Origin of the sequence: Bacillus cereus group sp. BfR-BA-01355 (genome assembly GCF_022663675.1) — a bacterium.
In the GTDB taxonomy this organism is placed as follows: Bacteria; Bacillota; Bacilli; order Bacillales; family Bacillaceae_G; genus Bacillus_A; species Bacillus_A thuringiensis_S.
In genome coordinates this window covers 1-25,366 of sequence record NZ_JAKUFY010000061.1, presented here as the reverse complement: position 1 = coordinate 25,366, position 25,366 = coordinate 1, and the positions used below count along the sequence as shown (strand labels likewise).

Genomic DNA, 25,366 nt, shown 5'->3' with positions numbered 1-25,366 from the left:
ACGCTAAAAAAGTTCATATAAGGGAGAATATAAATGGAAATTCAGTTTAATCCAATCTTAAAAAAGGAACTAACAATTCAAGATATTCAAAATGAAATGGAATCTGGAAAGTTAACTTCAAAAGAGCTAGTGATGTATTATCTCTATAGAATCGCAAAGTATGATCAAGACGGACCGAAAATCAATTCAATTTTAGAAATCAATCCAGATGCTATTTTTATTGCAGAAGCGTTAGATCATGAAAGAAAGACAAAGGGTGTAAGGGGTCCGCTACATGGTATACCTGTTTTGGTTAAGGATAATATTGAAACGAATGACTCCATGCATACAAGTGCAGGTACGATTGCTCTAGAACAAAATATAAGTAGTGAAGATGCATTTCTCGTTACTAAACTGCGAGAAGCAGGGGCCGTGATAATAGGAAAAACGAATATGACAGAATTAGCAAATGCAATGTCTTTTAAAATGTGGGCTGGATATAGTGCAAGAGGTGGTCAAACAATTAATCCATACGGAACGGGTAAGGATGGTATGTTTGTTGGGGGCTCAAGTACAGGCTCTGCGATAGCAGTTGCCGCTAACTTTACAGTAGTATCTATTGGGACAGAAACCGATGCTTCTATTTTGAGCCCCGCTGTTCAAAACTCTGTAGTTGGCATTAAACCGACTGTCGGTCTAATTAGTCGTAGAGGAATTATTCCATTCACTTATTCGCAAGATACAGCTGGACCATTTGCTAGAACAGTAACAGATGTCGCTATTTTACTAGGGAGCTTAACTGGAGTGGATGAGAAAGATGTAGCAACTCGTAAAAGTGAAGGTAGGGCATATCAGGATTATACATCTTACCTTGATGCTAATGGTTTAAATGGAGCGAAAATTGGTGTGTTTAACGACGCACCAAAAGATTATTACGAAAATGGTGAGTATGATGAAAAATTGTTTAAAGAAACGATCCGAGTATTACGTAATGAGGGAGCGGCAGTAGTAGAGAATATTGATATTCCTTCTTTTCATAGAGAATGGAGTTGGGGAGTTCCGCTTTATGAACTGAAGCATAGTTTAGATAACTATCTTTCTAAATTACCTTCTACTATTCCGGTACATTCTATTTCGGAGTTAATGGAGTTTAATGCAAACATAGCAGAAAGAGCTTTAAAATATGGACAAACTAAGTTAGAGAGAAGAAAAGATTTTCCTAATACGTTACGAAATCCAGAATATTTAAATGCGAGATTAGAAGATATATATTTTTCTCAAGAACAAGGCATTGATTTTGCATTGGAAAAATATAATCTTGATGCGATACTGTTTCCTTCCTATATAGGTTCTACTATATGTGCGAAAGCGGGTTATCCGTCTATAGCAATACCAGCAGGGTATATGGAAAGCGGGAGACCTTTTGGAATTACGATTGCAAGTACTGCCTTTAGTGAAGGGATATTAATTAAGCTAGCTTACGCTTTTGAACAGGCGACAAAACATAGAAAAATCCCGAACTTGTCATGAACAGAATAAACAAAAAGGACAGGGAATTCCTGTCCTTTTTGCTGTGTTGACTACAGTGATAGATTATTCTACTCTGGTTTATAATATTTTAATAAACTGAAAGATAAACAAGCGGAACATAAAATAAGAATAGAAGCGATTATATAAATTGTACGGACACCGAACATATCAGTAATAATGCCAACGCTAAGCATAGAAAGACCAGAAGTTGTTGAAAGAAGGGCGCCATGTGCTGTATACATTTTTGATAATAAAGAAGGGGCGACACTTGATTGTAAAACTGTCGTTTGAGAAATATCTCTAATTTGATAACATGGTCCCATTAGAACACATAGAAAAAGCGCAATAAATCCGCTGCTCGTCATACCATATAAAAATGTAAGAATGCTAAACATAAGAGAGCCAATCGACATGGATCGTATTAAATTGTTTTGAATATAGGAACTCATTTTCCATGCTAATAGACCACCGATTAACGTACCAACATAATAACTTGTATTAATATATCCCCACCATTCTTCGCTTTTATGAAGAATAGACGTAACATATGCCATTGTAATAGCACCAATCCATATTGTCCCTGCGAAAGTTTCAATTAAGTCCATATATGTAACGGTACGGAGAGAAGGATTTTGAAATAAGAGTTTCCAACCTTCCGATAAAGCAGTACTTTTTGAAGAGGGAGGGTCTGCTATTCGTTCAGTATGTATGGTATGTAATGAAAAGTGTAATGCAATGCATCCAAAAATCATCAACATGTTATTAATCATGAGTGTAGATGTAGCGCCAATGAGAAGAACGATAACACTCGTAAATGAATAAGCGGCGGCTTGCGCAATTTGTGTTGAAAAGGAAAAGATACTATTTACTTTTACTAATTTTTCTTTTGGTGTAAGGCGCGGAAGAATGCTGTATAGTAATGGAGCACTCCATCCACTACATAATGAAATGAAAAAAATAAAAGTTAATAGAGCTATAATATTTGTGGATAAGACCGGAAATAAAATCATTAATAATAGTAAAAAGACTGTTTTTAGCCATTGTAGCGTATATAACAACGTATAAGGTGGAAAACGATTTACTATAAGAGGTGCAGAGATGTTAGCAATTAGATTTGTGATAACTTGTAATAGTGGAAAAAGAGCAGTAATAGTAGCTGATTTAGTTGCTATATAAATATGAGTTGTAATAATCATTACATATACGATGTCAGCAAGAGTAATGCATATTTTGGAACCTAAGTAGTAAGTTAGTGACTGGTTTTTCAATAAGAATACCACCTCTAAAAAATAGTATTTAGTAATTAGAATAATTGTAGTTTAAAAATTAAAATTTTTAAAGAATTTCATTTTTTGTCACTTTTTGAAAGGAATTTTCATGTATAATGAAGAATATATTGATATAGTATTATATTAATAATCATTGTAACAGTGAGTATGTACAATAGCTTGTAGCAAACGCCCAAGTGTAAGAAAGGGCGGATAAACCATTCTTTTCTTCATATACATATAGAAAATGAGAAAGAAAGTGAGGGTTGCATATGGCTGCTTGGGTAATTTGGTTTATAATAGCTGGTATTTTATTTATCGCAGAAATGTTGTCGATTACATTTTACATGCTTTGGCTTGGAATTGGGGCTGTTGTCGGAGGTCTTATTGCTTTGTTTGCTCCTGATGCACTACTGTTACAAGTTACTGTTGGTGCAATTGTAAGTTTAACTTTGACATTCTTTACGAAAAGAATTTCAAAAAACTTTCGAGAAGCAAAAGGTTTTACTGATACAGTAGATATGCTTGTTGGTAAAAAAGGGATTGTTATGCAAGCGATTACAAATGAAGCGAATGGTATTGTAAAGGTGGATGGAGATACTTGGACAGCTATTGCAGATTCTTCAATTGATGCTGGAGAAAAAGTCGTTGTTATAAAGAGGCATAGTACTATATTACAAGTGAAAAAGGAGAGTGAATAAATATGGTAGCATTAACGTTAACGATTATATTCGCACTAATTGTAGTTACATTTATCGCATTAACAATTAAAATTATTCCTCAGCAAAAAGTTGGGGTTGTTGAAAGATTTGGTAAGTTTCAACGTATCATGCACCCTGGGTTAAATATTTTAATACCAATTGTAGATCGTGTCCGTGTATATCATGACTTACGTATTCAACAAACGAATGTACCACCGCAAAAGGTAATTACGAAAGATAATGTTCAAGTAGAAATTGATACAATTATTTTCTATCAAATTGTTGAACCAGAACTTGCGACATATGGTATTTCAAACTATGAATATGGTGTTCGTAATATTACTTCAGCAACGATGCGTCAAATCATCGGTAAAATGGAACTAGATGAAACGTTATCTGGTCGTGAAAAAATTTCAACAGAAATCCGCTTAGCGCTTGATGAAGCAACAGAAAAATGGGGCGTACGTATTGAACGTGTCGAAGTTGTTGATATTAACCCGCCAAAAGATGTGCAAGCATCAATGGAAAAACAAATGAAGGCTGAGCGTAATAAACGTGCGATTATTTTAGAAGCTGAAGCAGCAAAACAAGATAAAGTTCTTCGCGCTGAAGGGGAAAAGCAAAGTAAAATCTTGATGGCTGAAGGGGATAAAGAAGCGCGTATTCGCGAAGCTGAAGGTTTAAAAGAAGCGAAAGAATTAGAAGCGCAAGGGGAAGCAAGAGCAATTGAAGAAATCGCAAAAGCAGAACAAAACCGTATTGAATTGCTTCGTGAAGCGAATATAGATGAACGTATACTTGCTTATAAATCATTTGAATCATTAGAAGAAGTTGCAAAAGGACCAGCAAATAAAGTCTTTATTCCGTCTAATGCAATTGAAACACTTGGTACTCTTGGGGCAATTGGAGAAATATTTAAAGAAAAACAAGCGAAGAAACTACCTTCAAATGATACAGGAAAAGAACAATAAAAGTGAGGAAGAGAAATGGGATACCATTTCTCTTTTTTTGTGCGTATATTCCGAAAAGCTTGTACATATCCATGTATAAAGAAGGTGATGCAGTGAAAAAGTATGCAACTCGAATACATGGGAAGAAACTAATTTCGTTACTCCTTTTATATGCGCTAATAGTAATTATGATAGCGTCGATTCTGACGTCACTTTTACATACAATGAAATCGAATTATGCAAATCAATGGTTTGGAAAAGTATCGATGCAAGGTTTTGTTCAAATGATAGAAAGTGAGAATCGCTATTATGGATTTGATTATTTTAAGCAGAATAAACGAGAGTCAGTTGGGAATTTAATGTTCTCTATTGCGACAGATTTGAAGATTAAAGATTTAAGAACATTTGTCGGTAAAGAAGTACCTGGTATGTCAAAGTATTATTCTAACATTATCGTAGCTGGGGAAGGGACAAACTTGACGAATATCCCAAATGAATCTAGTGTACCGATTGAAGAAGTAACGAAAGAGCGGAAAGTAGCAAAAGATAAAGTTACAGAAGCGGAAAAGAATAATCCGGTTCAGAAAAAGAACGGAGCGAAAAAAGGTGAGAGTGCAGTATATATTTATCATACACATAGCTGGGAATCCTTCTTTCCATTATTACCAGGGGCAACTGATCCATCTAGCCCAGATGTAAATGTGTCCTTACTAGGAAAACGTATGAAGGAACAACTTGAGGGGCAAGGAATTCCAGTAATTCACGATAAAACGAATATGGGTGATTTATTAGCGAGTAAAAAGTGGGTATGGTATCAGTCATATAAAGCGTCTCATGAATATGTAAAAGAAGCATTAGCACAAAATAATAAAATTGCGTTTCCGATTGATATACATCGTGATGACCAGCGTAAGAAAGTAACAACAAAAGTAATTAACGGGAAATCGTATGCAAGATTATATTTTATAATTGGGATGGAAAATGAAAGGCGTGCTGAAAATGAAAAAATTGCAAGAGCAATCAATAGTTATTTAGATGAAAACTACTACGGATTAAGTAGAGGGATTTTTCCAAAGTATAAAAAAGATGGAAATGGCGTTTATAACCAAGATTTATCGAAAAATGCGATGTTAATTGAAGTTGGTGGTGTTGATAATACGTTAGATGAATTATATAACACAATTGATGTGTTAACAGAAGCGTTTAGTAAATATTATTGGAATGATGCGGAAAAAGTGAATGGATGAGGGACGGGAGACCGTTCCTTTTTTATTTTGAAATCTTAAAATGTGATATAATGGAATTTTATGAATGTTAAATAAAGGGAGAGAGAAACATGCAAATACTACTAATACGCCACGGAGAATCAGAAGCTGATATTTTACATGTGCATGAAGGACGAGCTGATTTTGAGTTAACTGAAAAAGGGAGACAACAAGTACAAAAACTTGTACAGAAAGTGAAAAAAGATTTTGCACCAGATTTCATTTGGGCAAGCACATTAAAACGTGCTCGTGAAACGGGTGAAACATTAGCAGAAGTAATTGGTTGTCCAATTCAATTAGAAGAGGAATTAATGGAGTTTAATAATGGAATACAAGCTGGCTTATCATTTGAAGAAGCAAAGAAATATCCAGAACCAAAGTTTCTTCATGACCGTTTTGAAAACGGAGAGTCATTTATTGAGTTTCGAATGAGAATAGAAGGGATTTTTTCTAAAATTGTGACAGAGAATACATATGATCGAATTGCGATTGTTGCCCATGGAGGCGTAATTAATAGTCTATTACGTGCATTTTTCAATATGCCAATTTCAATGGACTACTATTTCAAAATGGGAGATACGGGAATAAGTTTAATTGAAATTGAGGGTGAACAAAAAACGGTGCATTTCATTAATGATACGAATCATTTGGACGGGATGTAAAGACTTATGTACAAAGTTGCATTTTTTGATGTTGACGGTACGCTTTTAAGCGAGATTGATAGAAGTATGCACGAAAGTACAAAAGAAGCGGTACAAAGATTAATAGATAAGGGGATTCACGTAGTTGTTACAACAGGGAGACCATATAGTTTATGCTCACAATTTAAGGGGTTAGGCATAAATACGTATATTTCTGCAAATGGTGCACATATAAAATGTGGGGAAGAAGTTATACATAAATCAGTACTTTCAAGCGAAATCGTTCATGATATTTCAAATTTTGCTGAATTACATGGTCACAGTGTTTCTTACTTTACAGAAGAATTTGCAATGAATGATATTGCCTCCAAAGATGAACGTGTCATACGAGCGTTAAATGAAACTTTAAATTTAGAGCGGTATCCTGACAAAGTTAAAAACTTGTCAGATGAGATGTATTGCATATGTCTGTATGCCGATGAAGCAGAAGCTCAAAAATTCATTGAAAGATATCCAGCACTTACGTTTGACCGTTTTCATGGTTACGTTATAAATGTATTGGAAGATAGTAAAGTATCGAAGCTAACTGCAATTCAAAAAGTATTGGAACATTTAAATATTAGTAAATCAGAAGTCATTGCTTTTGGTGATGGTGGAAATGATATTGAGATGTTGCAGTATGTAGGATTAGGAGTTGCGATGGGAAATGGTGGAGAGGAGTTGAAGAGAAGGGCTGATTTCGTTACAACGAAGGCGAGTGAAGGCGGAATTTCTTATGCCTTAAAGAAGTTACGCATTATTTAAAACTGATAGCTAGTCAGTGTGAAAAATCCTGTTTTAATAATAGGATTTTTTTGTTCAACAATGTGCTTGCAATAAAAGGAAAAATATGAGTATAATGAGAAAGTAATTAGGTAAGCTAATTATTTAACGAGAAAGGAGAGTGAAGATGAATGGATTCAAGAAAAGATTCTCTTCCTTTAGGGATTGAGCCGTACGCAGAGTTAATCAAAAAGACAGCATCAGCGGAAACGGATCCAATCGCAGCAAAACTTGGTTTGTTAATGTTATGGACGTCTGATAATGTTCTTGATGCTGTTGACGTAGATTTAGCTCCACTTGGTATTTCAGAGAGTAAATTAGATTTTTTACTATTGTTTATTTTGCGTGAAATGGAAGCGAATGGGGAAGAAGTGAACATGAGTCCTTCGGATATTGCGAGTCGATTAGGGATTACACGTGCTTCTGTCACTGGCTTATTAGATTGGATGGAGAAACGAGAGTTAATCGTAAGATTCCACCATTCTAAAGATCGAAGAAGATTAAAGGTGAAAATTACTCCGAAAGGAAAAGAACTAGTTACACATTCTTTACCAACTTTTTGGTTATCTTGCGCTTCGTTAGTTGATGGCTTTAATCAAGAAGAGCGTCAAGTTTTAGAAAAGCTATTAAATAAAATGCAAGCAACTATGCAGGTGAAATTAGGAGAAGGTAGGTAAATAAGTTGATTATGAAGATCAACTTATTTATTTGGACATATAATTAGCTTACCTTATTATATGTTTAACTAACTTTTTGCACGGTGATAATTTTTGCTATGTAATTAAAATAAATAAGAGTTAAAGGAATGCTATTTTAGTGATCTAGAGGTTTTAAACTAATAAAAATAAATGGTAATAAGGGAGAGAGTTTATGATGGAAATAGGAAAGGAAGTAAATAGTGAAAAGAATTATACAATAATGACAGCTGTATTATGTTGGTCGGGTATGGTAGTTATGTCTAGCCTATATGTAACAATACCTTTAATCTCTCTATTTTCAAACATTTTTAATACGTCATTAACACACTCGGCAGCTACAGGAAGTATATTTTCTGTTGGCTTTGCTATAGGGTGTTTGTTATTTGGGGCAATCTCTGATAAATATGGACGAAAAAAAGTGATTTTTATTGGATTGCTTGCACTGTCGATAGTTTCTTTTTGCTTAGGGTTTGTAGATAGTTTATTTTGGCTTGTTATTTTTAGAGGTATACAGGGGATAGCCGCAGCTACATTTTCTCCAGTAGCGTTAGCCTACGTTGTAGAAATGTTCCCAGTAGAAAAAAGGGTTACAACAATAGGGTTTGTTAGTACCGGTTTTTTAGTAGCTGGAATTGTAGGGCAGGTAATAAGTACTGCTGTTAGTCAGCATTTTGGATGGCATATGGTTTTCTTTCTTCTTAGCATTGTCTATATAAGTACTGCTATATGGGTTTATTATTCTCTTCCGAAAGGAGAGACGTCTCAATCCTATACTGATATTTTGGGACCAATTAAACAGATGGGTAAAGTTTTTACAAATAAAAGCTTAGTATTAAGCTATATAATTGCATTCGTTTTATTAATGGCTTTTGTTAATATGTATACTGTTTTAGGGAATTATTTGAGCTCTCCTACTTACAATTTAACTGCGGAACAAATCCTTTATTTTCGCTTAGCAGGGCTGTTTGGTATGTTGCTGTCACCACTTGCAGGTCGTTTAACAAAGAGGTTTGAAATAAGGAAAGTTCTTCAAGGAGGATTGTTGATTGCTATTTTTAGTCTAAGTTCAATGGGCTTTGTTTCGTATCTATTTCTACTTGTAATGATGAGTGTCTGTTTTGTAATAGGTATTGCTATATCCGTTCCGTCTTTAGTTTCTCTTGTAGGTCAATTAGGAGGGAAAGCAAGGGGAATAGCGGTATCTATTTATACTTTTATTTTATTTTTAGGTACTAGTATAGGGCCTATCATTTCTATTTATCTTATGAAAATAGGAGGTTATGCTCAAACATTTATTTTATTAGGAATGATACTTTTTATTGGTTTTGTAGCTTCTCTATTTATAATTAATGAATGAGTGGAAAATCACTCAAATAAAGGAATGCGAGGATCTTTCATATGCTCGCATAATAAAATATGAATTTGTCCACGATGATGATAAAAGTGTGCAACGATTTCAAGTAACCATTCAAAGCGCGAATAAGAAATCCCCCAATAGGCAGTCATAACTTCTGCTAATTCTATTTGGGAGTAGGAAAGAAATGTTTTAGAGAGAAGGTTGTATCCTTCAATCATCGTTTGTTGCATGTGAGCAACTGTTACGGGCGTATGTTCTATATAAAAGGTATGTAATTCTTTTTCTGAAATACCATTTAAAATGAGTAAATCAGCATGACAAATAAGAGAAAGATGTGCATACATTTCAAATAATGATCGTTTTGAGTGAATCGGTTGTATTTTTAAATCGTTTTCACTATATTGGTTAAGCATATCAATAGAAGTATCAATAGCAACTTTTAGTTGATGTAATGCAGATTGAACAAACATTGTAATTCTCCTCGTCTCCGTATATAATAGTTTCTTGAGGATATTATATCATACTCAAAATTCCGAAAATTCTAGTAGTTTGACTAGCATAATGAAAAGTATTATATTGTAAAAGGTCATATGAAACGTGAAATAGAATGGAATGCAATTATTGAGTTAGGAGTTAGACCAATGAGTTTGAAATATGGAAGAGATACAATTGTAGAAATTGACTTAAATGCTGTAAAACATAATGTAAACGAATTAAAAAAACATGTAAATGATGAAAAAATTAAGATGATGGCTGCTGTAAAAGCGAATGGGTATGGCCATGGGGCAGTTGAAGTTGCCAAAGCTGCAATTGAAGCAGGAATAAATCAACTTGCAGTTGCATTTGTAGATGAAGCGATAGAATTAAGAGAAGCAGGAATTACTGTGCCGATTTTAATTTTAGGATACACACCAGTTGCGGCTGTAGAAGATGTAATTCAATATGACGTTATGATGACTGTTTATAGAGTAGAAGATTTACATGGTATAAATGAAATTGCAAACCGTCTTCAAAAGAAAGTACAAATTCAAGTGAAAATTGATACAGGAATGAGTCGTATCGGTTTACAAGAAGAAGAGGTTAAACCATTTTTAGAAGAATTAAACCGTATGGAGTATGTAGAGGTAGTAGGGATATTTACGCATTACTCTACGGCAGATGAAATCGATAAATCATATACGAATATGCAAACAAGTTTATTTGAAAAAGCTGTTAATACAGCGAGAGAATTAGGAATTCAAATACCATATATTCATAGTTCAAATAGTGCAGGATCAATGGAATTAAGTAACACATTTCAAAATATGGTACGCGTTGGAATAGGAGTATACGGTATGTATCCGTCAAAAGAAGTGGATCATACAATCGTTTCTTTACAGCCTGCGTTGTCGTTAAAATCAAAAGTAGCTCATATTAAACATGCGAAGAAGAATCGCGGTGTAAGTTATGGGAATACGTATGTAACAACTGGTGAAGAATGGATTGCGACTGTACCAATTGGTTATGCTGATGGTTATAATCGTCAATTATCTAATAAAGGCTATGCGTTAATTAACGGGATTCGAGTACCTGTTATCGGCCGTGTTTGTATGGATCAGTTAATGCTGGATGTTTCAAAAGCGATGCCAGTACAAGTAGGAGACGAAGTAGTATTCTACGGTAAACAAGGTGAAGAAAATATCGCAGTAGAAGAAATAGCGGATATGTTAGGTACAATAAACTATGAAGTTACATGTATGCTAGATAGAAGAATTCCGCGTGTCTATAAAGAAAATGACGAAACAACTGCAGTTGTAAATATATTAAGAAAAAACTGAATCATTTCGATTCAGTTTTTTTATTTTTGGCAAGTGAAAAATGCTCTATTTGTACCGTGGAATTGAATGTTCTTAAAACCTACGGATTCCAATGAAGAAATTATTTCTTCATTGGAATAACAAGCTTCTTCAAAAGAAAAGTCACTTCTTGTCCAATTATTATCTATGTCATGGTGAAATAGTATAAAGTTCATTTCTGCTTTTTTATTTTCATTATTATATGTAGAATCAATCGTACAAACATATTCTTTCTCTGAAATATGAAATGAAGCAATCCAGTTTTTAAGAAATCCTTTTTCCATATTCATATCAAATGCGAATATACCCTCGTTATGTAATACGGAGTAAACTTTCTGAAACACACTTTTTAGTTCATCTAAATTCATAATATGGTTTAAACTATCACCGGCAGAGATGACGTAGTGGAATTGCTCATTTATATTGAAATAGCGAGCGTCATCGACGATAAAGGTTGCATCTGGCGCATTTTTACGTGCATACTCAATCATTTGAGTAGAACCATCTATACCAGTTACTACAAAATTATGATCAAGTAGTTTCCTAGTAAGATGACCAGTCCCGCAACAAAGATCTAAAATATGAGAACGTGGTTGTGCATATTGTAAAACGAGTTGTTCAAAAGCTGGATAGGAGTGTTCAGAAAAATGTCCCCAATGTTTATTATAAATAGATGCGAAAATATCATAATTAGAATAAATAAGTTTTTTAGACATAAATATTCTCCTTGCTATTCATTAAATTATAATAATCATGCTTCATCATAATTTCAAAACCGCATTGTGTATAAAGCTTCAAAGCATTGTTATTCTTTGTTTCAACTTGTAATTCAATTGTTGTAGCACCATTTGTGAAGAGCTTATGTGTCATATAGTTTAAAATAGCTTTACCGTAGCCTTTACCTTGATAGGAAGGGTGGACAGCGAATCCTGATAATATAGTAGAATGATCTTGCTCAGTAACTGTAATCGTTCCTATCATTTTTTTATCGACAAGAGCACTGTAAACTTTATGAGAAGGTGAAGTCATCATTTTTTGTAACCATGTAGCCGTATTTTCTACTGAATCACCAAAAGCTTTACTAGAAATTTCAATAAGATCAAGAAGTGATTCTGAAGTTGCAAGAGTAAGCTGTATATTATTATCTGTTGTTTTTTGAAGTTCGTTTGTCTTGAACTCCATACTATATTCACTATATAAATATGGTAACTTCATATGTTTTACAAATTCATTCCCAGAAATAGAATCCCCATTGATAATAAGAAGAGCTTCATCTGTCTCTCTATTTTGTATTTCTTTCATTGCAGTTTGTAAAAGGATAGTTCCGAAACGTTGTTTTCTAAAATGAGGATGTACAAAGCCTATTAGTTCAAGCTTTGTTGGTCTTTCAAAATCATACATATTTAAAGCGCCAATTAATTGAGTGCCGTTATAAAGAAGAAAATCGTTTATATAATCTTCATTTCGATTTTTTAAAAAGTTGATATGTAAATCTGAAGAGTAATCAAGGTTGTCTTGTTGCCCACAAATATAAGCCAAATCCTTCATTTGCTGTATTTCACTTTCTGTTACAGAACGCTTTTTCCGAATATCCATTGTATAATCCCTCTCATTCGTATTTAAAAATAGGATGGGTGACTTAACCATTTCTTTAATTCCACATTACCTTGCACAGATAACAGTCGGTATAAATAACGATAAGGCTGTCTATATTCTTCTAAGTGAGGAATAGACATAATTGTTTCGTAACCACTTTGAAAGGCATGTGCTTCTTTTTCGGTAAGTACATATTCTAGTCCGATAAAATCAAGCTCTCGCGGAGCAACAGCGTAAGCTTCAGTATCTACTAAACCCGTAATAGTTGTACCGTCAGATAAAAATTGAGTAGGATCCATATCAATTAAGACGAGTGTAGATTCCTTTGGTACGGACAGGGAAGAAAGTTGTGATTCAAAGGTAGGGAATGCATTTTGTATGCTTTCATCATCAGAATAAAACATATTCACAAGCTCTTTACTTACGTTTAAAATATGTGATTGGAATTCATCTAGTGGAACTTGGAACGTGCCTGACGGATTTCCTATGAAATCGGCTTTAAATTTATGTATTTCTGCAAGTCCTTTTCCTAGGCTGAATAAAATAGAATCTGGTTGCTCGATAAAAGATTGAACTGTGTTACCTACTAACTTTTCAACCACCACAAATTCACGGCCATTTAAAACATGTTTTTCTAATATTGTTGGGATAGGAAGATTCGTATGTTCTTGCAGCAATGTATGTACCGTTTCTAAATGATGGACGTTCCTTGGATCAATTCCAAATAAATTTTTACATCCCCACCAAAAATCATTATTTGGTTCTTCATTCATTTTAGAAGCACGAACGATAACTTCTGTATCTTCTGTTTGAACGAGAAAAACATCACTTGCATGATCTTCATAACCTGGGTGCAAGGCTTGAACGGATAGAATAGGTGAATTGAATAGTTGTTGTAACATGAAAAGACCTCTTTTTCTGTAAATTCTATAAATTTATTATATAACAGGTGATGTGTTATGGGGATAAAGATAAAAAATTGAAATCATAGTTACATTTATAGTGAGAACTTATTAAAAATATTATATTTCTCCATTTTTGTGTGAATTGTCAAAAAAAACAGAGTGATAGTATTTGAATGTAAAGCTCGTATCTTTAAAGCTATGAAGAGTAAAAGTAGAATTAAGCATTCGTTTATAAGATTGTGAATCATAATAATGTAGACTATTGAAAATATTTCTCAATAATAAAATGAAGAGAAAAGCATGAAGAAGTAGAATGCATTCATTTATAATAGATTTAAATTAATTAATATAATTAATTGTTAATTTTATTATATTAAATGGATAGGAGAGAATATTATGGCAAATGTACTCGTAATAAATTTCCCTGGGGAAGGTCATATTAATCCGACTTTAGCTATTGTAAGTGAGTTAATTCAGCGAGGGGAAACAGTTGTTTCTTATTGTATTGAAGATTATAGAAAGAAGGTTGAAGCAACAGGTGCGGAATTCCGAGTGTTTGAGAATTTTCTCTCTCAAATTAATATTATGGAACGAGTAAATGAAGGTGGGAGCCCTTTGACGATGCTATCTCATATGATTGAAGCATCAGAGCGTATTGTTACTCAAATTGTAGAGGAAACAAAAGAGGAAAAATACGATTATTTAATATATGATAATCATTTTCCAGTAGGACGTATTATAGCGAATATTTTACAATTACCAAGCGTTTCATCTTGTACAACGTTTGCTGTTAATCAGTACATTAATTTTCATGATGGGCAAGAATCGAGACAAGTAGATGAAATGAATCCATTATATCAATCTTGTTTAGCGGGAATGGAAAGATGGAATAAGCAGTATGGAATGAAATGTACTAGTATGTATGATATTATGAACCATCCTGGTGATATTACGATTGTATATACTTCAAAAGAATATCAGCCGCGTTCAGATGTATTTGATGAATCGTATAAATTTGTAGGTCCATCAATTGCTACTCGAAAAGAAGTGGGGAGTTTTCCTACTGAAGATTTAAAAAATGAAAAAGTAATTTTCATTTCTATGGGAACAGTTTTTAATGAGCAACCTGCTCTGTATGAAAAGTGTTTTGAAGCGTTTAAAGATGTAGATGCGACAGTCGTATTAGTCGTTGGTAAGAAGATAAATATAAGTCAATTTGAAAATATCCCGAAAAACTTTAAGTTGTATAATTATGTCCCGCAATTAGAAGTTTTACAGCATGCTGATGTATTCGTGACACATGGTGGTATGAATAGTTCGAGTGAAGCGTTATATTACGGTGTTCCATTAGTTGTAATTCCGGTAACAGGAGATCAGCCATTCGTTGCAAAACGATTGACTGAAGTAGGGGCAGGCATAAGACTTAATCGTAATGAGTTAACTTCTGAATTGTTATGTGAGACTGTAAAGAAAGTAATGGATGATGTGACGTTTAAGGAAAATAGTCGTAAAGTGGGAGAGTCGCTTAGAAATGCTGGTGGATATCAAAGGGCAGTTGAGGAAATACTTGAATTAAAAATGAAGCCGTACGTAAAGATTAAATAGATGTTAAAAACACACTTACTTTTAATTGGTAAGTGTGTTTCTAGTATTACGCGCTAAATGTGTTACATAAAAATAGCGATAAAGGTGAAACTTTTGTGTATATAAACTGATATCTTTGTCTTAGCAGAAAAATTACGTTAAAATAATACTAAGAAAATATATAAGCTTTGGGGGTAATGAATGAAGAAAGTATTTGAATACGTATTATTAACAATTGGCTCAATTATAGTAGCAGGTTCATTAGAGCTTATTTTAGCACCTAATGGATTAGTAGATGGCGGGGTAACGGCTATTGCTATTATGGCAAATAAAGTTGCAGGATTGCCGCTTTATGGCGTTTTCTTAGGAATTAATATCCCAATTTTATTATTTACTGCAAAAGTAATGGGAAAGAAATTTTTTATCCGTACATCTTATGCGAATGTAGTTACAACACTCGGATTAATTTATTTAAAACCATTTCCAGCAATTACGACTTCTGAGTTATTAATTGTACTTTATGGTGGAGTGCTGTTCGGAATTGGTGTTGGGATTGTTGTTAAAATGGGTGGAGCAATTGACGGTTCGGAAATGTTAGCAGTTTGGATGAATAAACACTTTAATGTACCAATTAGTACATTTTTACTTGCAGTAAATGCAGTTATTTTCATCTTTGTTGCAATTTTATTTTCAATCGAACAAGCGATGTTCTCATTAGCAATTTTCTATATTGTTACGAAGATGATTGATTTTATATTAGATGGTATTAATCAAGGTAAGAGCGTTATGATTATTTCTGGTAAGAATAAAGAAATAGGCGATTTACTTATGAAAGAATTGCAACTATCTGTTACGTATCTACATGGAGAAGGTGGTTTTTTAGGGGAGCATAAGAGAATCATTTATTGCATTACAAACCGATTCATTTATCCGAAAATGAAAGATCTCGTTCTCTCTGTAGATCCAACCGCTATAATTGAAGCTTCCTATTCAACAGAAACGACTGGTGTGAAACGTCCGGGAAGGAAAGCTAGGTCAGGTGAGTAACTAGAAGAAGGCTGTCCAAAAAGTTATTTTGGAACAACCTTCTTTTTTATTTTGTTGAATTGTTAGTATGTTACAAGTTAAACCCACTGTTAACAAGTTTCCTTGCAACTAGGGAACCAAGCGTCTTTCAATAATGTAGCCAACGTCTCAATTTTATTTTCCGGAATACTACCAAAACCGAGTAATACATATGATTCCTTGCGTAAATCATTCATGAAATCATATGGAGAAAGTGGGTATAATTTAACGCTTTGTTTTTTAGCGGATTCAATCAGTTCATTTTCATTCATACTGTTATGTACACATAAAACAATATGAAGTCCGGACTGTTCGCCAAGAATTTGAACATTAGCCCCCATTTCTTTCATAATGGATTTTACTAACGCATGATGTTTTCTTTTATATAGTGTACGACTCTGATTAAGGTGACGTTCCCAATTCCCGCTTTGTATAAAGTTAGCAAAAGCAAGTTGTTGTATTGTAGCCACTGTTTGTTTAAAAATTCCATACAGTTCTTGATATATTTTTAAAAGATGTGGTGGTAAAACAACATATCCCATTCGTAAAGAAGGTAAAAAAGATTTTGAGAAAGTCCCCATATAAATAACGCGTTCATTTGAATCAAGACTTTGTAAAGAAGGAATCGGCTTACCAGCGTAGCGAAACTCTCCGTCATAGTCATCTTCAATAATGTATCCATTGCAATCATTAGCCCACTTTAACAATTCTAACCTTCTAGGTAAAGGCATAATAATCCCAAGTGGAAATTGGTGTGATGGTGTAACGTATGCGACATTGGCATTTGTATTGTATAAGCTAGAAATATTAATCCCTTTTTCATCCAATGGTATGGGATGGATTTGTCTATCACAGCTTTTAATGATTGCGTGTATACGGTGAAATCCAGGGTTTTCAATGCCGTATTCTTTTGTAGGGCCAAGCAGTTGAAGTAGTAACCAGAGAAGTGGCTGCGTTCCGGCACCGATCACAATTTGATCAGGTGAAGAATGTACACCGCGAGAATGATATAAATATGTTGATATATGCTCTCGAAGAGCGAATTCACCTTGAGGGTCTTCTTTGGCAAATAGTGCATTTTCGTATGTAAGTATGGATTCTTGTAATGCCCGTTTCCAATTTGTAATCGGAAATTTATTTTGATCAATAAGCCCTTGGCTACAATCGTATTCGAATTTTTCGTCTATCAAATTGCTCGTCTTCTTTGCTGCATTTCGTTTTTTATTTGGGATAACGTCAATATCGAAATTTGCTACAAAAATACCACGTTTCGGTTTACTTTCTACATAACCTTCAGCTAATAATTGTTGATAAGCTGATTCAACAGTAATGCGGCTAATATTAAGTTGTGATGCTAAATTTCTGTGTGAGGGTAGACGTGTGCCAACAGAAATAGTCCCTTGTATAATTTCAGCTTTTATATATTCGTAAATTTGCAAGTAAATAGGTGTGTTACTTTGTAATTGCAATGGGATAGTAAAATCCATATAAAACTCTCCTTTAAAACTGACCTTATAAAAAATACTTAAACTGCCACTTAAGTAAAGGGCAGTCACTTTCTATAATAATGATATAACATTTAGAAAATTAAATAAATAGTTAAGGGAGAGTTAAAAATGAATGTTAAAGAAGTAGTAACAGAAGAGCAATTACATGAAGTATTACCTGTTTTACAGCAATTACGAACACAACTTTCAAAAGAGGAAACAGGCACTTTATTTCGAAATATGAAAGAAGAAAATTATAAACTATTCTCGCTGCGTAATGAAGATGATGAAGTTGTTAGCCTTGCAGGTGTAGCGATTTGTACGAACTTTTATAATAAGAAGCACGTTTTCGTATATGACCTTGTAACGGCAGACGCACATCGTTCAAAAGGACATGGAAATGTATTACTTTCGTATATAGAGAACTGGGGAAAGGAAAACGGATGTGAGTCTATCACCCTCACGTCAGCATTTTCAAGAATTGATGCTCATCGTTTTTATGAAAGAGAAGGGTATGATAAGGTGAGTTATTCTTTTCATAAAGAATTATAAATAAGAAGAAGAAGCTGTCTCGAAAAGTTGGGAACAGCTTCTTCTTATTATTATTTCTCAAGTTATTATTGAACCGTAAATAGGTTGTAAGTTATGGTATATGTATTTGAAAAGGTTATATAGTGTTATTGTATCGAATTGTTTTAAGTAATAATAAAGAGAATGATTGGAGCGCTTATACTTGAAAAAAATAAAGAAACTATCAATCCCTAATGATGCTAGAGTTATTGTCATATCGGATATTCATGGAGAATTAAATCTTTTAAAAGAAGCACTACATAAAGTTAACTTTAAAGATGAAGATTATTTAATTATTAATGGAGATCTTTGCGAGAAAGGACGAGATAGCGTAGGTGTAGTAAACTACGTTATGAATCTTGTAAAGAACAATTCAAAGGTTCACGTTGTTGAAGGGAATTGTGAAGTTTTAGTTGATGCTCTTCTAAATGAAAATCCTCGTCTTATTAATTATTTATGTACGAGGAAGCATTCAATTTTTAATGAATGGCTAGAGCAATTGGATTTTTCAGTTCATGAAGGTACTTCAATTCGTGAAGTGAAAGAAGCATTGCTAAGTGAATTTTCACAAGAACTATATTGGCTAACGGAGTTGCCAACAGCGATTGAAACAGAAGATTATATTTTTGTGCATGCAGGGCTAGAAGATAGAGTAGATTGGAAAGAAACAGAGCGCAAAAATGCGATAGCAATGCCGGATTTTTTTTATAAATCACATAAAGCAAATAAGTATGTAATAGTTGGTCATTGGCCAGTCGTGAACTATTCTGAAGAAGCACCGTCTAACAATCCAGTTATTGATGAGGAGAAAAAAATTATTGCAATTGATGGAGGAAATGCAATTAAAGAAGCAGGACAATTAAATGCATTTATTATTCAGAGGAAACAAACGGGCGATACATTTTCTTATACATATGTAGACTATTTCCCACAGTATGAAGTAATAGCGGATTTTAATGCGAATTCAGAAATGCAGGGCGGAGTGACATATCCGTATTATTACATAGAGCCTATCGAGAAGATGCAAGATTACACCGTATGTAAGCAAAAGGAAACGAATAATTTGCTCACTGTAAAAAATGAATATATGAAACAACTTGAGTCAGGTGAATATACAGTGAAAACCGATATTTCTTGTGCGCAAATAAGCGTTAGGAAGGGAGATATCGTTTCTCTCATTGATGATAGCTGTTCAGGATATGATTTAATTAAAAAAGATGGCGTAGAGGGTTGGATAGAGAAAGGGATTTTGCTTGAGGTGAATAAAAAGGGAAATAATATATTGAGCTGAAATAGGAGGGGATAACCTCCTATTTTTTATTACCTATTTTACAATCACATATTTCAATTAACCTTTTAAATTAGTGGACTGCTTGCTGTCTTTAATAAGTAAATAAATCGTAGTCGGCAGAATGATAAGCGTCATTCCTAAAAGAATTGCTAGTATGCCATAACCTCTATAGGGAGCAGAAACGATAAAAGGAAGTATCGCTAAAAAAATCCCTGCTATCATCATTGAAATACTACTAATATTTGAAGCTCTTTTTTCAAGGTGCTTATCATTCCAGTCTAATGAAACGGTTGATTTAGTCGTATCAATTTTGGAACTGAAATAACCTATTAATATAAATAAAAGCCCTAATGCTAAAAATATGAAATGATCAAGAGGGAGTGAAAAGCCAAGAGCAATGAGGGCGATGACAATATCGACAAAAAATAAGAATAGTAATATTGTGTTGCCGATCCAATGGAGAAATTTCTGGTTACTCGCTGCTTTAGATAAAGCTAAAAATATAAAGAATAAGAAGGAATATATAATTATATTTACGATTACAAAAGTGCTTTTATCCATTGTTGATGTAGGCGTTCCATTGAAGTCCCATTTCGTAACAATATTTGATGGTAAGAAGAAATATAGAATAATATTTGTGGTAACAATAGTGAGAAATAAAGCAATACTAAATCGATTATTCACTGAATCACCAGCTTTCTAAATCAATAATTAGTATCTAATAACAAAATTATACAATATAATATATGATATTAGTTTTGATTTTTCTGAAAAAACATTATAATTATATATGAAATAAAGAGGAATGCAGGAGGGAATTATGCAAAACGTTGTATTAAAGGGGAAGAAAGTTACAATTCGTACAATAGAAGAATCGGATATAAAAACATTATGGAATATCATATTTAAAGAAGAAAGCCCAGAATGGAAGAAATGGGATGCGCCATATTTCCCGTTCTCAATGCAAGAATACTCTTCCTATAAAGAGAAGATGCAAAATCGTTTGAAAGAAGAACCACTGTCAAATTTAATTATAGAAAATAACGGTCAAATCATTGGGACAGTCGGGTTTTATTGGGAATATAAAATGACGCGTTGGTTAGAGATGGGAGTTGTGATTTATGAGCCAACATACTGGAATGGTGGATATGGTACAGAAGCATTGAAATTATATAGAGATTTGCTATTTGAAAAAATGGAGATTGGTAGAGTAGGAATCACGACTTGGTCTGGCAATGAACGAATGATGAAAGTAGCAGAGAAAATAGGAATGAGCTTAGAAGGTAGAATGCGAAAGTGTCGTTATTATAACGGAACATACTATGATTCTATTCGAATGGGCATGATTCGTGAAGAATGGGAAGCGCTATGTGTAACGAAGGGGTGAGAAAGATTGTACGCTATCATTGCTACATTTGATCGTGTGTTTACTAATAAAATTACAGAATTACAAAATAAATTAACAAATGTAATTGGAACAAATCAATTAGCTGGAGTAGAACCTCATATAACGATTGCGGATTATAATGAGTTGGATGTTAATTTGTAGCTATTCAAGAAAACATGTCTGCAGTCACTTTTCCTTCTGTTGGAACTTTTCCTACTAACGGTACGGTTTTTCTAGCGCCGACTGTTACCGATGATTTATTGAGACTTCATCATTTTTATCATGATCATTTCAAAACTTTTCATGATAATTCAAATTCATATTATGTACCAGGAAAATGGGTTCCGCATTGTACGATTGCGAATCATTTGAATTCAACTCATTTTTTAAGTGTGATGGAGTATATATATGAGAATTTTGATGTTACAACAGCTTCGATTGAAAAGTTAAAATTAATTAAGGTCAATTATGAAAATGGTTCTGCCGTTTCTTCTAGTATATTAGCAGAATATAATTTAAAGAGAATGGAGACATCGAGATGACATATATAATTAGAGAAATGAAGCAAGAAGATATTCAGGCTGTACAATCAGTAGCGAAAATAGCTTGGCATGATACATATGAAGGCATTATCCCGAGAGAGATTCAAGATAGTTTTTTAGACGAGGCATATTCTGATGAAAAAATGAAATATCGCCTTAAAAATACACATTTATTCGTTGCGGAAGAAGAGGGAGAAGTAATAGGATTTGCGAACTTTTCACCTGTTAGACTACAAAACGAAGCAGAATTAGGGGCAATTTATTTGTTACCAGATCAGCAAGGAAAAGGGATCGGAAGTGCTTTATTACAAAGAGGGATTAAGGCATTAAATGGGATACGGAAATTGTACATACATGTAGAAGCTGCAAATGAAAAAGGAAAACGCTTTTATGAAGCGAAAGGTTTTGCTGAATTAGAGCAATTTGAAGAAGACTTTGAAGGACATATGATGCAGACAGTAAGGATGGTTTTATACGTATAAGGAGGACTAGTAATGAAAACTTTTGATTTTAGTGAAAAAGTAGGAAAGCACTTATCAGTATTTCAATCTAATTTCATCATGTCGAAAATAGTAAACCATCAAGGAAATGTACATATCGGTGCTATGCATTTACAAGCCAATGGAATAATCGGATGTCATGAAGCAGTTGTATCTCAACTGCTTCTTATTGTGGACGGAGTAGGATATGTGTGTGGGGCAAATAAGGAAAAGGTAAAGATAGAGGCGGGACAAGCTGTGTTTTGGGAGAAGGGAGAGCTTCATGAAACAAGTACAGAACAAGGATTAACGGCAATTGTTATGGAAGCGGAGAATCTTGAACAAGGGATAGTAATGCCTATTATTCAAGGGGAGTTGTGAAAAATGATAATTAAGGCGAATCAAGAAGATACCAATGAAATATTAAAATATGCGGCTCAATCGCTTTTTGAAGGGACGAGAGGGAATTGTCAATTAAGTACCGAGAAAGCGATTGAAATTACAAAGCCGATTGTAGAAAAAGGAGCATACTATTTAATCATTAAAGAAGAAAATAAAGTAATGGGATGGATATTAATAGGGGAAAATACAGACTATTTTTCTCGTGAAAAACTTGGATTTATATATGAATTGTACGTTTTCCCAGAATATCGCGGGAGAGGATTATCGCGAGAACTGATGGAAGCTGGTATTAAGGAATTAAAGGAGAAGTATTCAGAAATTAGGTTGAATGTATTTGCTGGGAATTTTGCAAAAGAGATGTACGAAGAGTTTGGGTTTGTTGAAAGGCAGGTAATTATGACTTTGAAGTGAGTATTATAGTCGGAATGGGAGAAGAGAAAATAATGATTTAGTGGCTACTTTATCGCTGGAATTTAAAGCCAATAAGTCCTTATAAATATATAAAATAGATGGTTTGCCTTTATTTTATAGTAGATTGATAGAGTATGCTTAAAAAATAAATAAATTACTATTATACAATATATCGTTATTATAGTAAAAGATAAATTTTGGAAAAATATCATTTTTTTGTTTAGAAATTTTTAAATTATTGATATAATCAATTTGTAGAATTGATTATTGGTTAATTTTACTATTTTTAAATTTTAAGGGGGATTTAATAATGGCAGGACAAATTCGTATGTCACCAGAGGAACTTAAATCGAAAGCTACTCGATATGGACAAGGTGCAAATCAAATTGAGGACATTTTACGTCAACTACAAAACTTACAAAATGAATTAAGAGGAGAATGGGAAGGTCGTGCTTTCGAAGGTTTTGACCAACAGTTCAATCAATTAAAGCCAAAAGTACAAAACTTCGCACAGTTATTACAAGAAATTAATATGCAGCTTAATAAAACTGCAGAAGCTGTTGCTAGACATGACGAAGATCTTTCTCGTAATTTCGGTCTACAATAAGACAGATAAAAAGAAATATATAATTTAGCCATGCAACCATACGTTGTATGGCTAAATTACTTTAAAACTAGAGTAAGATACGAAGTCTTTCATAAGATAGACTCGCAGTCGCAGGAGTGATAAGTTGTGAAAAAGTTCAAATGGAGCATCTTGTTGTTTATTATTTTAGCTCTTGTACTATCAACAGGGGTCTCCTATTTAGCATTAAATCAAAATGTTAAGAAAGCTAATGAGAATACTACACCAAAAATGACAGTTGCGTTGGTAAATGAAGATCAGGGCACTGTTTTTGAGGGCAATAAAATAGCGTTTGGAGATCAATTTGTTAAAAATGTAAATAAAAATACGAAACAAGAATGGTACGTAGTTAGTCGCGGGGTAGCAGAAAATGGATTGAAAAATAATAATTACAATATGATGATTGTTATTCCAAATGATTTTTCTAGGAAAGCAGTTGCGATTGATTCAGAGATTCCGGAGAAATTAACGTTAAACTACAAAGTAAATGCAACTGGGAATAAGGATTTGAAAGCTGAGGCAGAAAATACAGCTTCTGTTATTTTAGAAGATTTCAATAAGCAAATAATCGACGTTTATTTTGCGAGTATTATCGGTAAGCTACAAGGTGCACAAGATAATATAGGTAAAATAATTGAAAAAGGAAACGTTCAAACAACTATGTATAAAAAAGATATACATAGTCCGTTAGCAAATTACACAAATCAATTTAAAACAGTACAAGATTATACAGGTGTTTCTGTTAATAGTTTCAAAGGATTTCAGGATGTTTTAAAAGGTTTCGGTCAAGCGTTAGATGAAGGGAATAAATCTAACAGTACGTACTTAGATGGTTTTAATAACTTTCAAAAAATGCAAACTGATAACAATTTGTTAGCGAATAATTTCACAAATCAATTCAATCAATATATGAATGATATGAATACAGGCGATGCTTTAAAGCAATTAAGTGCATTGGAATCAGCTAATAAAAGTATTTCAAATCAATTTACGTTTTCAGAGAAAGAACCAAATATTTTAACTGATGCTTCAGCAGTTCAAAAATATTTAGCAGATGTAAAAAAACAAGTATCTGAATATGATACAGAACTTGCTGGAAAGTTAGAAAGTGATATTCAAGAGACGGTAATTAAGAAGTTAAAGCAATCTATGTCGAATGATGGAAAGCAAGAAATCTTCATAAATACATTAATGAAACAACCAGATGCTCGAATAAAGAAACAAATCGAGAATTTAATTGCGAAATTACCTAGTTTAAACATGGAAGAAATCGGTCAAAGTGATTTACCAGATGCAACGAAATTACAACTGCAAAATGTAATTCAATTTACAAAAAAATATAATAAAGAAAATAATTTTTATTATGATCCTGTAAATAAAATATCTTTAGGAAACGCAATTAAAGAAGTGAAGGATAGACTTTATACAGAGAGAATTACATTTAGTGATACTGCGAAAGTAATTAAAATGGAATCGCCGCAAATTTTGAAGATAAAGATTCCAGAAGAATTTAAATTAGATGGAAGTACAGAAGCTTTATATATTGATGATGTGGATCGTACAAGTGACTTTCTACAAAGCGAAGCAGGAGAAATTACAATAGCTCCTCGTAATGAAGGGGATATAAAGATTGATCTGCATGTGAAGTTAAAAGATCCAAACATCAATATAGATGTTTTCTCTCCTGTAATGTGGCAATGGGAATTGAGTGGGACTCATACAAAAGAAACTAGTCCTGAGAAAGAAGAACCTAATAAAGAAGATAAAGGAACACAAACGGAAAATAGCAAGGTGGAAAATGTGGTTCATAAATCACAGTATGGCATAATGCCGTTAGTACACAATGCTAAAAAACCTATTATCAAAAAAATGGAAAACACAACAGGCAATAATGAAGGAAGCCAAGGAGGCGGAACAGGGAAAGATAACGGAACGGGAGGAAACCCAGGAGGCGGAACGGGAACAGATAACGGAAC

26 protein-coding genes and 1 pseudogene are annotated in these 25,366 nt (G+C 33.5%); 20 read left to right on the top strand and 7 right to left on the bottom strand.

The window, feature by feature from the left end:
- Positions 1–33 precede the first annotated feature (33 nt).
- Positions 34–1,509: an amidase family protein gene (locus MR167_RS19395; protein ID WP_242315267.1), complete on the top strand. Its 1,476-nt coding sequence runs from the start codon at positions 34–36 to the stop codon at positions 1,507–1,509.
- 68 nt (positions 1,510–1,577) lie between these two features.
- On the opposite strand, the gene MR167_RS19390 is transcribed toward MR167_RS19395, so the two are convergent.
- On the bottom strand, positions 1,578–2,777 hold the full coding sequence (locus MR167_RS19390) for an MFS transporter (protein WP_000795939.1): 1,200 nt from the start codon (positions 2,775–2,777) through the stop codon (positions 1,578–1,580).
- A 272-nt stretch (positions 2,778–3,049) separates the two neighbouring features.
- On the opposite strand from MR167_RS19390, the gene MR167_RS19385 reads away from it, so the two are divergent.
- The 7 genes from MR167_RS19385 (at position 3,050) to MR167_RS19355 (ending at position 9,211) form a co-directional block, all read left to right on the top strand.
- A complete protein-coding gene (locus tag MR167_RS19385; protein WP_000741974.1) occupies positions 3,050–3,478 on the top strand; it encodes an NfeD family protein in 429 nt (142 codons plus the stop codon).
- A gap of 2 nt (positions 3,479–3,480) precedes the next feature.
- Complete coding sequence (locus MR167_RS19380; RefSeq protein WP_000226256.1) at positions 3,481–4,449, top strand: SPFH domain-containing protein; 969 nt, start codon at positions 3,481–3,483, stop codon at positions 4,447–4,449.
- A 20-nt stretch (positions 4,450–4,469) separates the two neighbouring features.
- The gene (spoIIP, locus tag MR167_RS19375; RefSeq protein ID WP_374058747.1) at positions 4,470–5,675 is read left to right on the top strand and encodes a stage II sporulation protein P; all 1,206 of its coding nucleotides are present in this window, start codon (positions 4,470–4,472) and stop codon (positions 5,673–5,675) included.
- 89 nt (positions 5,676–5,764) lie between these two features.
- Complete coding sequence (locus MR167_RS19370; RefSeq protein WP_001166447.1) at positions 5,765–6,355, top strand: histidine phosphatase family protein; 591 nt, start codon at positions 5,765–5,767, stop codon at positions 6,353–6,355.
- 6 nt (positions 6,356–6,361) lie between these two features.
- Positions 6,362–7,138, top strand: coding sequence for a Cof-type HAD-IIB family hydrolase (locus MR167_RS19365; RefSeq protein ID WP_098829247.1), 777 nt, complete (start codon positions 6,362–6,364; stop codon positions 7,136–7,138).
- Positions 7,139–7,287: 149 nt separating this feature from the next.
- Positions 7,288–7,833, top strand: a complete 546-nt coding sequence (locus tag MR167_RS19360; RefSeq protein WP_000378334.1) for a MarR family winged helix-turn-helix transcriptional regulator — start codon at positions 7,288–7,290, stop codon at positions 7,831–7,833.
- 196 nt (positions 7,834–8,029) lie between these two features.
- Complete coding sequence (locus MR167_RS19355) at positions 8,030–9,211, top strand: MFS transporter (protein ID WP_033668968.1); 1,182 nt, start codon at positions 8,030–8,032, stop codon at positions 9,209–9,211.
- A gap of 8 nt (positions 9,212–9,219) precedes the next feature.
- Here MR167_RS19355 and MR167_RS19350 read toward each other — a convergent pair whose 3' ends face one another.
- Entirely contained in the window at positions 9,220–9,681 is a 462-nt protein-coding gene (locus MR167_RS19350; protein WP_000497993.1) for a DinB family protein, read from the bottom strand.
- 171 nt (positions 9,682–9,852) lie between these two features.
- Between MR167_RS19350 and alr the strand changes: the two genes are divergently transcribed.
- Entirely contained in the window at positions 9,853–11,028 is a 1,176-nt protein-coding gene (gene alr, locus MR167_RS19345; RefSeq protein WP_242315274.1) for an alanine racemase, read from the top strand.
- A gap of 20 nt (positions 11,029–11,048) precedes the next feature.
- Here alr and MR167_RS19340 read toward each other — a convergent pair whose 3' ends face one another.
- The 3 genes from MR167_RS19340 to MR167_RS19330 are packed head-to-tail and all read right to left on the bottom strand — an operon-like array spanning position 11,049 to position 13,544.
- Positions 11,049–11,762: a class I SAM-dependent methyltransferase gene (locus MR167_RS19340; RefSeq protein ID WP_000038499.1), complete on the bottom strand. Its 714-nt coding sequence runs from the start codon at positions 11,760–11,762 to the stop codon at positions 11,049–11,051.
- The gene (locus MR167_RS19335) at positions 11,755–12,642 is read right to left on the bottom strand and encodes a GNAT family N-acetyltransferase (RefSeq protein WP_000354633.1); all 888 of its coding nucleotides are present in this window, start codon (positions 12,640–12,642) and stop codon (positions 11,755–11,757) included. The genes MR167_RS19340 and MR167_RS19335 overlap by 8 nt, the downstream gene beginning before the upstream one ends.
- 23 nt (positions 12,643–12,665) lie before the next feature.
- Complete coding sequence (locus MR167_RS19330) at positions 12,666–13,544, bottom strand: protein kinase family protein (RefSeq protein ID WP_000941370.1); 879 nt, start codon at positions 13,542–13,544, stop codon at positions 12,666–12,668.
- A 399-nt stretch (positions 13,545–13,943) separates the two neighbouring features.
- On the opposite strand from MR167_RS19330, the gene MR167_RS19325 reads away from it, so the two are divergent.
- Both MR167_RS19325 and MR167_RS19320 read left to right on the top strand, forming a co-directional pair.
- Complete coding sequence (locus tag MR167_RS19325; RefSeq protein WP_242315265.1) at positions 13,944–15,152, top strand: macrolide family glycosyltransferase; 1,209 nt, start codon at positions 13,944–13,946, stop codon at positions 15,150–15,152.
- Positions 15,153–15,332: 180 nt separating this feature from the next.
- The gene (locus tag MR167_RS19320; protein WP_000755126.1) at positions 15,333–16,178 is read left to right on the top strand and encodes a YitT family protein; all 846 of its coding nucleotides are present in this window, start codon (positions 15,333–15,335) and stop codon (positions 16,176–16,178) included.
- Positions 16,179–16,267: 89 nt separating this feature from the next.
- Here MR167_RS19320 and pdxR read toward each other — a convergent pair whose 3' ends face one another.
- Positions 16,268–17,683 (bottom strand): MocR-like pyridoxine biosynthesis transcription factor PdxR, encoded by a 1,416-nt coding sequence (gene pdxR, locus MR167_RS19315; protein WP_242315263.1) that lies wholly within the window; start codon positions 17,681–17,683, stop codon positions 16,268–16,270.
- Positions 17,684–17,812: 129 nt separating this feature from the next.
- Between pdxR and MR167_RS19310 the strand changes: the two genes are divergently transcribed.
- Both MR167_RS19310 and MR167_RS19305 read left to right on the top strand, forming a co-directional pair.
- A complete protein-coding gene (locus tag MR167_RS19310; protein WP_001101124.1) occupies positions 17,813–18,235 on the top strand; it encodes a GNAT family N-acetyltransferase in 423 nt (140 codons plus the stop codon).
- A gap of 181 nt (positions 18,236–18,416) precedes the next feature.
- The gene (locus MR167_RS19305; protein ID WP_242315262.1) at positions 18,417–19,544 is read left to right on the top strand and encodes a metallophosphoesterase; all 1,128 of its coding nucleotides are present in this window, start codon (positions 18,417–18,419) and stop codon (positions 19,542–19,544) included.
- 57 nt (positions 19,545–19,601) lie between these two features.
- Here the strand turns inward: MR167_RS19305 and MR167_RS19300 are convergent, their stop codons facing one another.
- Positions 19,602–20,228: a DUF1648 domain-containing protein gene (locus MR167_RS19300; RefSeq protein WP_242315261.1), complete on the bottom strand. Its 627-nt coding sequence runs from the start codon at positions 20,226–20,228 to the stop codon at positions 19,602–19,604.
- Between the two features lie 136 nt (positions 20,229–20,364).
- On the opposite strand from MR167_RS19300, the gene MR167_RS19295 reads away from it, so the two are divergent.
- From MR167_RS19295 to esaA, 7 genes and pseudogenes are all read left to right on the top strand, one after another.
- Complete coding sequence (locus tag MR167_RS19295; protein ID WP_001181851.1) at positions 20,365–20,931, top strand: GNAT family N-acetyltransferase; 567 nt, start codon at positions 20,365–20,367, stop codon at positions 20,929–20,931.
- 6 nt (positions 20,932–20,937) lie between these two features.
- A pseudogene (locus MR167_RS19290) lies at positions 20,938–21,473 on the top strand (2'-5' RNA ligase family protein).
- On the top strand, positions 21,470–21,955 hold the full coding sequence (locus MR167_RS19285) for a GNAT family N-acetyltransferase (RefSeq protein ID WP_000221053.1): 486 nt from the start codon (positions 21,470–21,472) through the stop codon (positions 21,953–21,955). Before MR167_RS19290 ends, MR167_RS19285 begins: the two are co-directional and overlap by 4 nt.
- Before the next feature lie 12 nt (positions 21,956–21,967).
- Entirely contained in the window at positions 21,968–22,333 is a 366-nt protein-coding gene (locus MR167_RS19280) for a cupin domain-containing protein (protein ID WP_000846433.1), read from the top strand.
- Between the two features lie 3 nt (positions 22,334–22,336).
- Positions 22,337–22,765 carry a GNAT family N-acetyltransferase gene (locus tag MR167_RS19275; RefSeq protein ID WP_000584237.1) on the top strand — a complete coding sequence of 143 codons (429 nt, stop codon included), beginning with the start codon at positions 22,337–22,339 and terminating at the stop codon, positions 22,763–22,765.
- Between the two features lie 310 nt (positions 22,766–23,075).
- Positions 23,076–23,372 carry a WXG100 family type VII secretion target gene (locus tag MR167_RS19270; protein ID WP_000918601.1) on the top strand — a complete coding sequence of 99 codons (297 nt, stop codon included), beginning with the start codon at positions 23,076–23,078 and terminating at the stop codon, positions 23,370–23,372.
- Between the two features lie 126 nt (positions 23,373–23,498).
- The coding region (esaA, locus tag MR167_RS19265; protein WP_242315260.1) for a type VII secretion protein EsaA at positions 23,499–25,366 on the top strand (1,868 nt) is incomplete at its 3' end.

Bases quoted from the DNA above. Each gene is read 5' to 3' on its own strand.
- MR167_RS19285 (WP_000221053.1), top strand. From the start codon at position 21,470: ATGACATATATAATTAGAGAAATGAAGCAAGAAGATATTCAGGCTGTA.
- MR167_RS19335 (WP_000354633.1), bottom strand. From the start codon at position 12,642: ATGGATATTCGGAAAAAGCGTTCTGTAACAGAAAGTGAAATACAGCAA.
- MR167_RS19395 (WP_242315267.1), top strand. From the start codon at position 34: ATGGAAATTCAGTTTAATCCAATCTTAAAAAAGGAACTAACAATTCAA.
- MR167_RS19380 (WP_000226256.1), top strand. From the start codon at position 3,481: ATGGTAGCATTAACGTTAACGATTATATTCGCACTAATTGTAGTTACA.
- MR167_RS19355 (WP_033668968.1), top strand. From the start codon at position 8,030: ATGGAAATAGGAAAGGAAGTAAATAGTGAAAAGAATTATACAATAATG.
- MR167_RS19370 (WP_001166447.1), top strand. From the start codon at position 5,765: ATGCAAATACTACTAATACGCCACGGAGAATCAGAAGCTGATATTTTA.
- MR167_RS19310 (WP_001101124.1), top strand. From the start codon at position 17,813: ATGAATGTTAAAGAAGTAGTAACAGAAGAGCAATTACATGAAGTATTA.
- pdxR (WP_242315263.1), bottom strand. From the start codon at position 17,683: ATGGATTTTACTATCCCATTGCAATTACAAAGTAACACACCTATTTAC.
- MR167_RS19280 (WP_000846433.1), top strand. From the start codon at position 21,968: ATGAAAACTTTTGATTTTAGTGAAAAAGTAGGAAAGCACTTATCAGTA.
- MR167_RS19365 (WP_098829247.1), top strand. From the start codon at position 6,362: ATGTACAAAGTTGCATTTTTTGATGTTGACGGTACGCTTTTAAGCGAG.
- MR167_RS19360 (WP_000378334.1), top strand. From the start codon at position 7,288: ATGGATTCAAGAAAAGATTCTCTTCCTTTAGGGATTGAGCCGTACGCA.
- MR167_RS19330 (WP_000941370.1), bottom strand. From the start codon at position 13,544: ATGTTACAACAACTATTCAATTCACCTATTCTATCCGTTCAAGCCTTG.
- MR167_RS19270 (WP_000918601.1), top strand. From the start codon at position 23,076: ATGGCAGGACAAATTCGTATGTCACCAGAGGAACTTAAATCGAAAGCT.
- MR167_RS19295 (WP_001181851.1), top strand. From the start codon at position 20,365: ATGCAAAACGTTGTATTAAAGGGGAAGAAAGTTACAATTCGTACAATA.
- MR167_RS19320 (WP_000755126.1), top strand. From the start codon at position 15,333: ATGAAGAAAGTATTTGAATACGTATTATTAACAATTGGCTCAATTATA.
- MR167_RS19325 (WP_242315265.1), top strand. From the start codon at position 13,944: ATGGCAAATGTACTCGTAATAAATTTCCCTGGGGAAGGTCATATTAAT.
- MR167_RS19275 (WP_000584237.1), top strand. From the start codon at position 22,337: ATGATAATTAAGGCGAATCAAGAAGATACCAATGAAATATTAAAATAT.
- alr (WP_242315274.1), top strand. From the start codon at position 9,853: ATGAGTTTGAAATATGGAAGAGATACAATTGTAGAAATTGACTTAAAT.
- MR167_RS19385 (WP_000741974.1), top strand. From the start codon at position 3,050: ATGGCTGCTTGGGTAATTTGGTTTATAATAGCTGGTATTTTATTTATC.
- MR167_RS19340 (WP_000038499.1), bottom strand. From the start codon at position 11,762: ATGTCTAAAAAACTTATTTATTCTAATTATGATATTTTCGCATCTATT.
- MR167_RS19350 (WP_000497993.1), bottom strand. From the start codon at position 9,681: ATGTTTGTTCAATCTGCATTACATCAACTAAAAGTTGCTATTGATACT.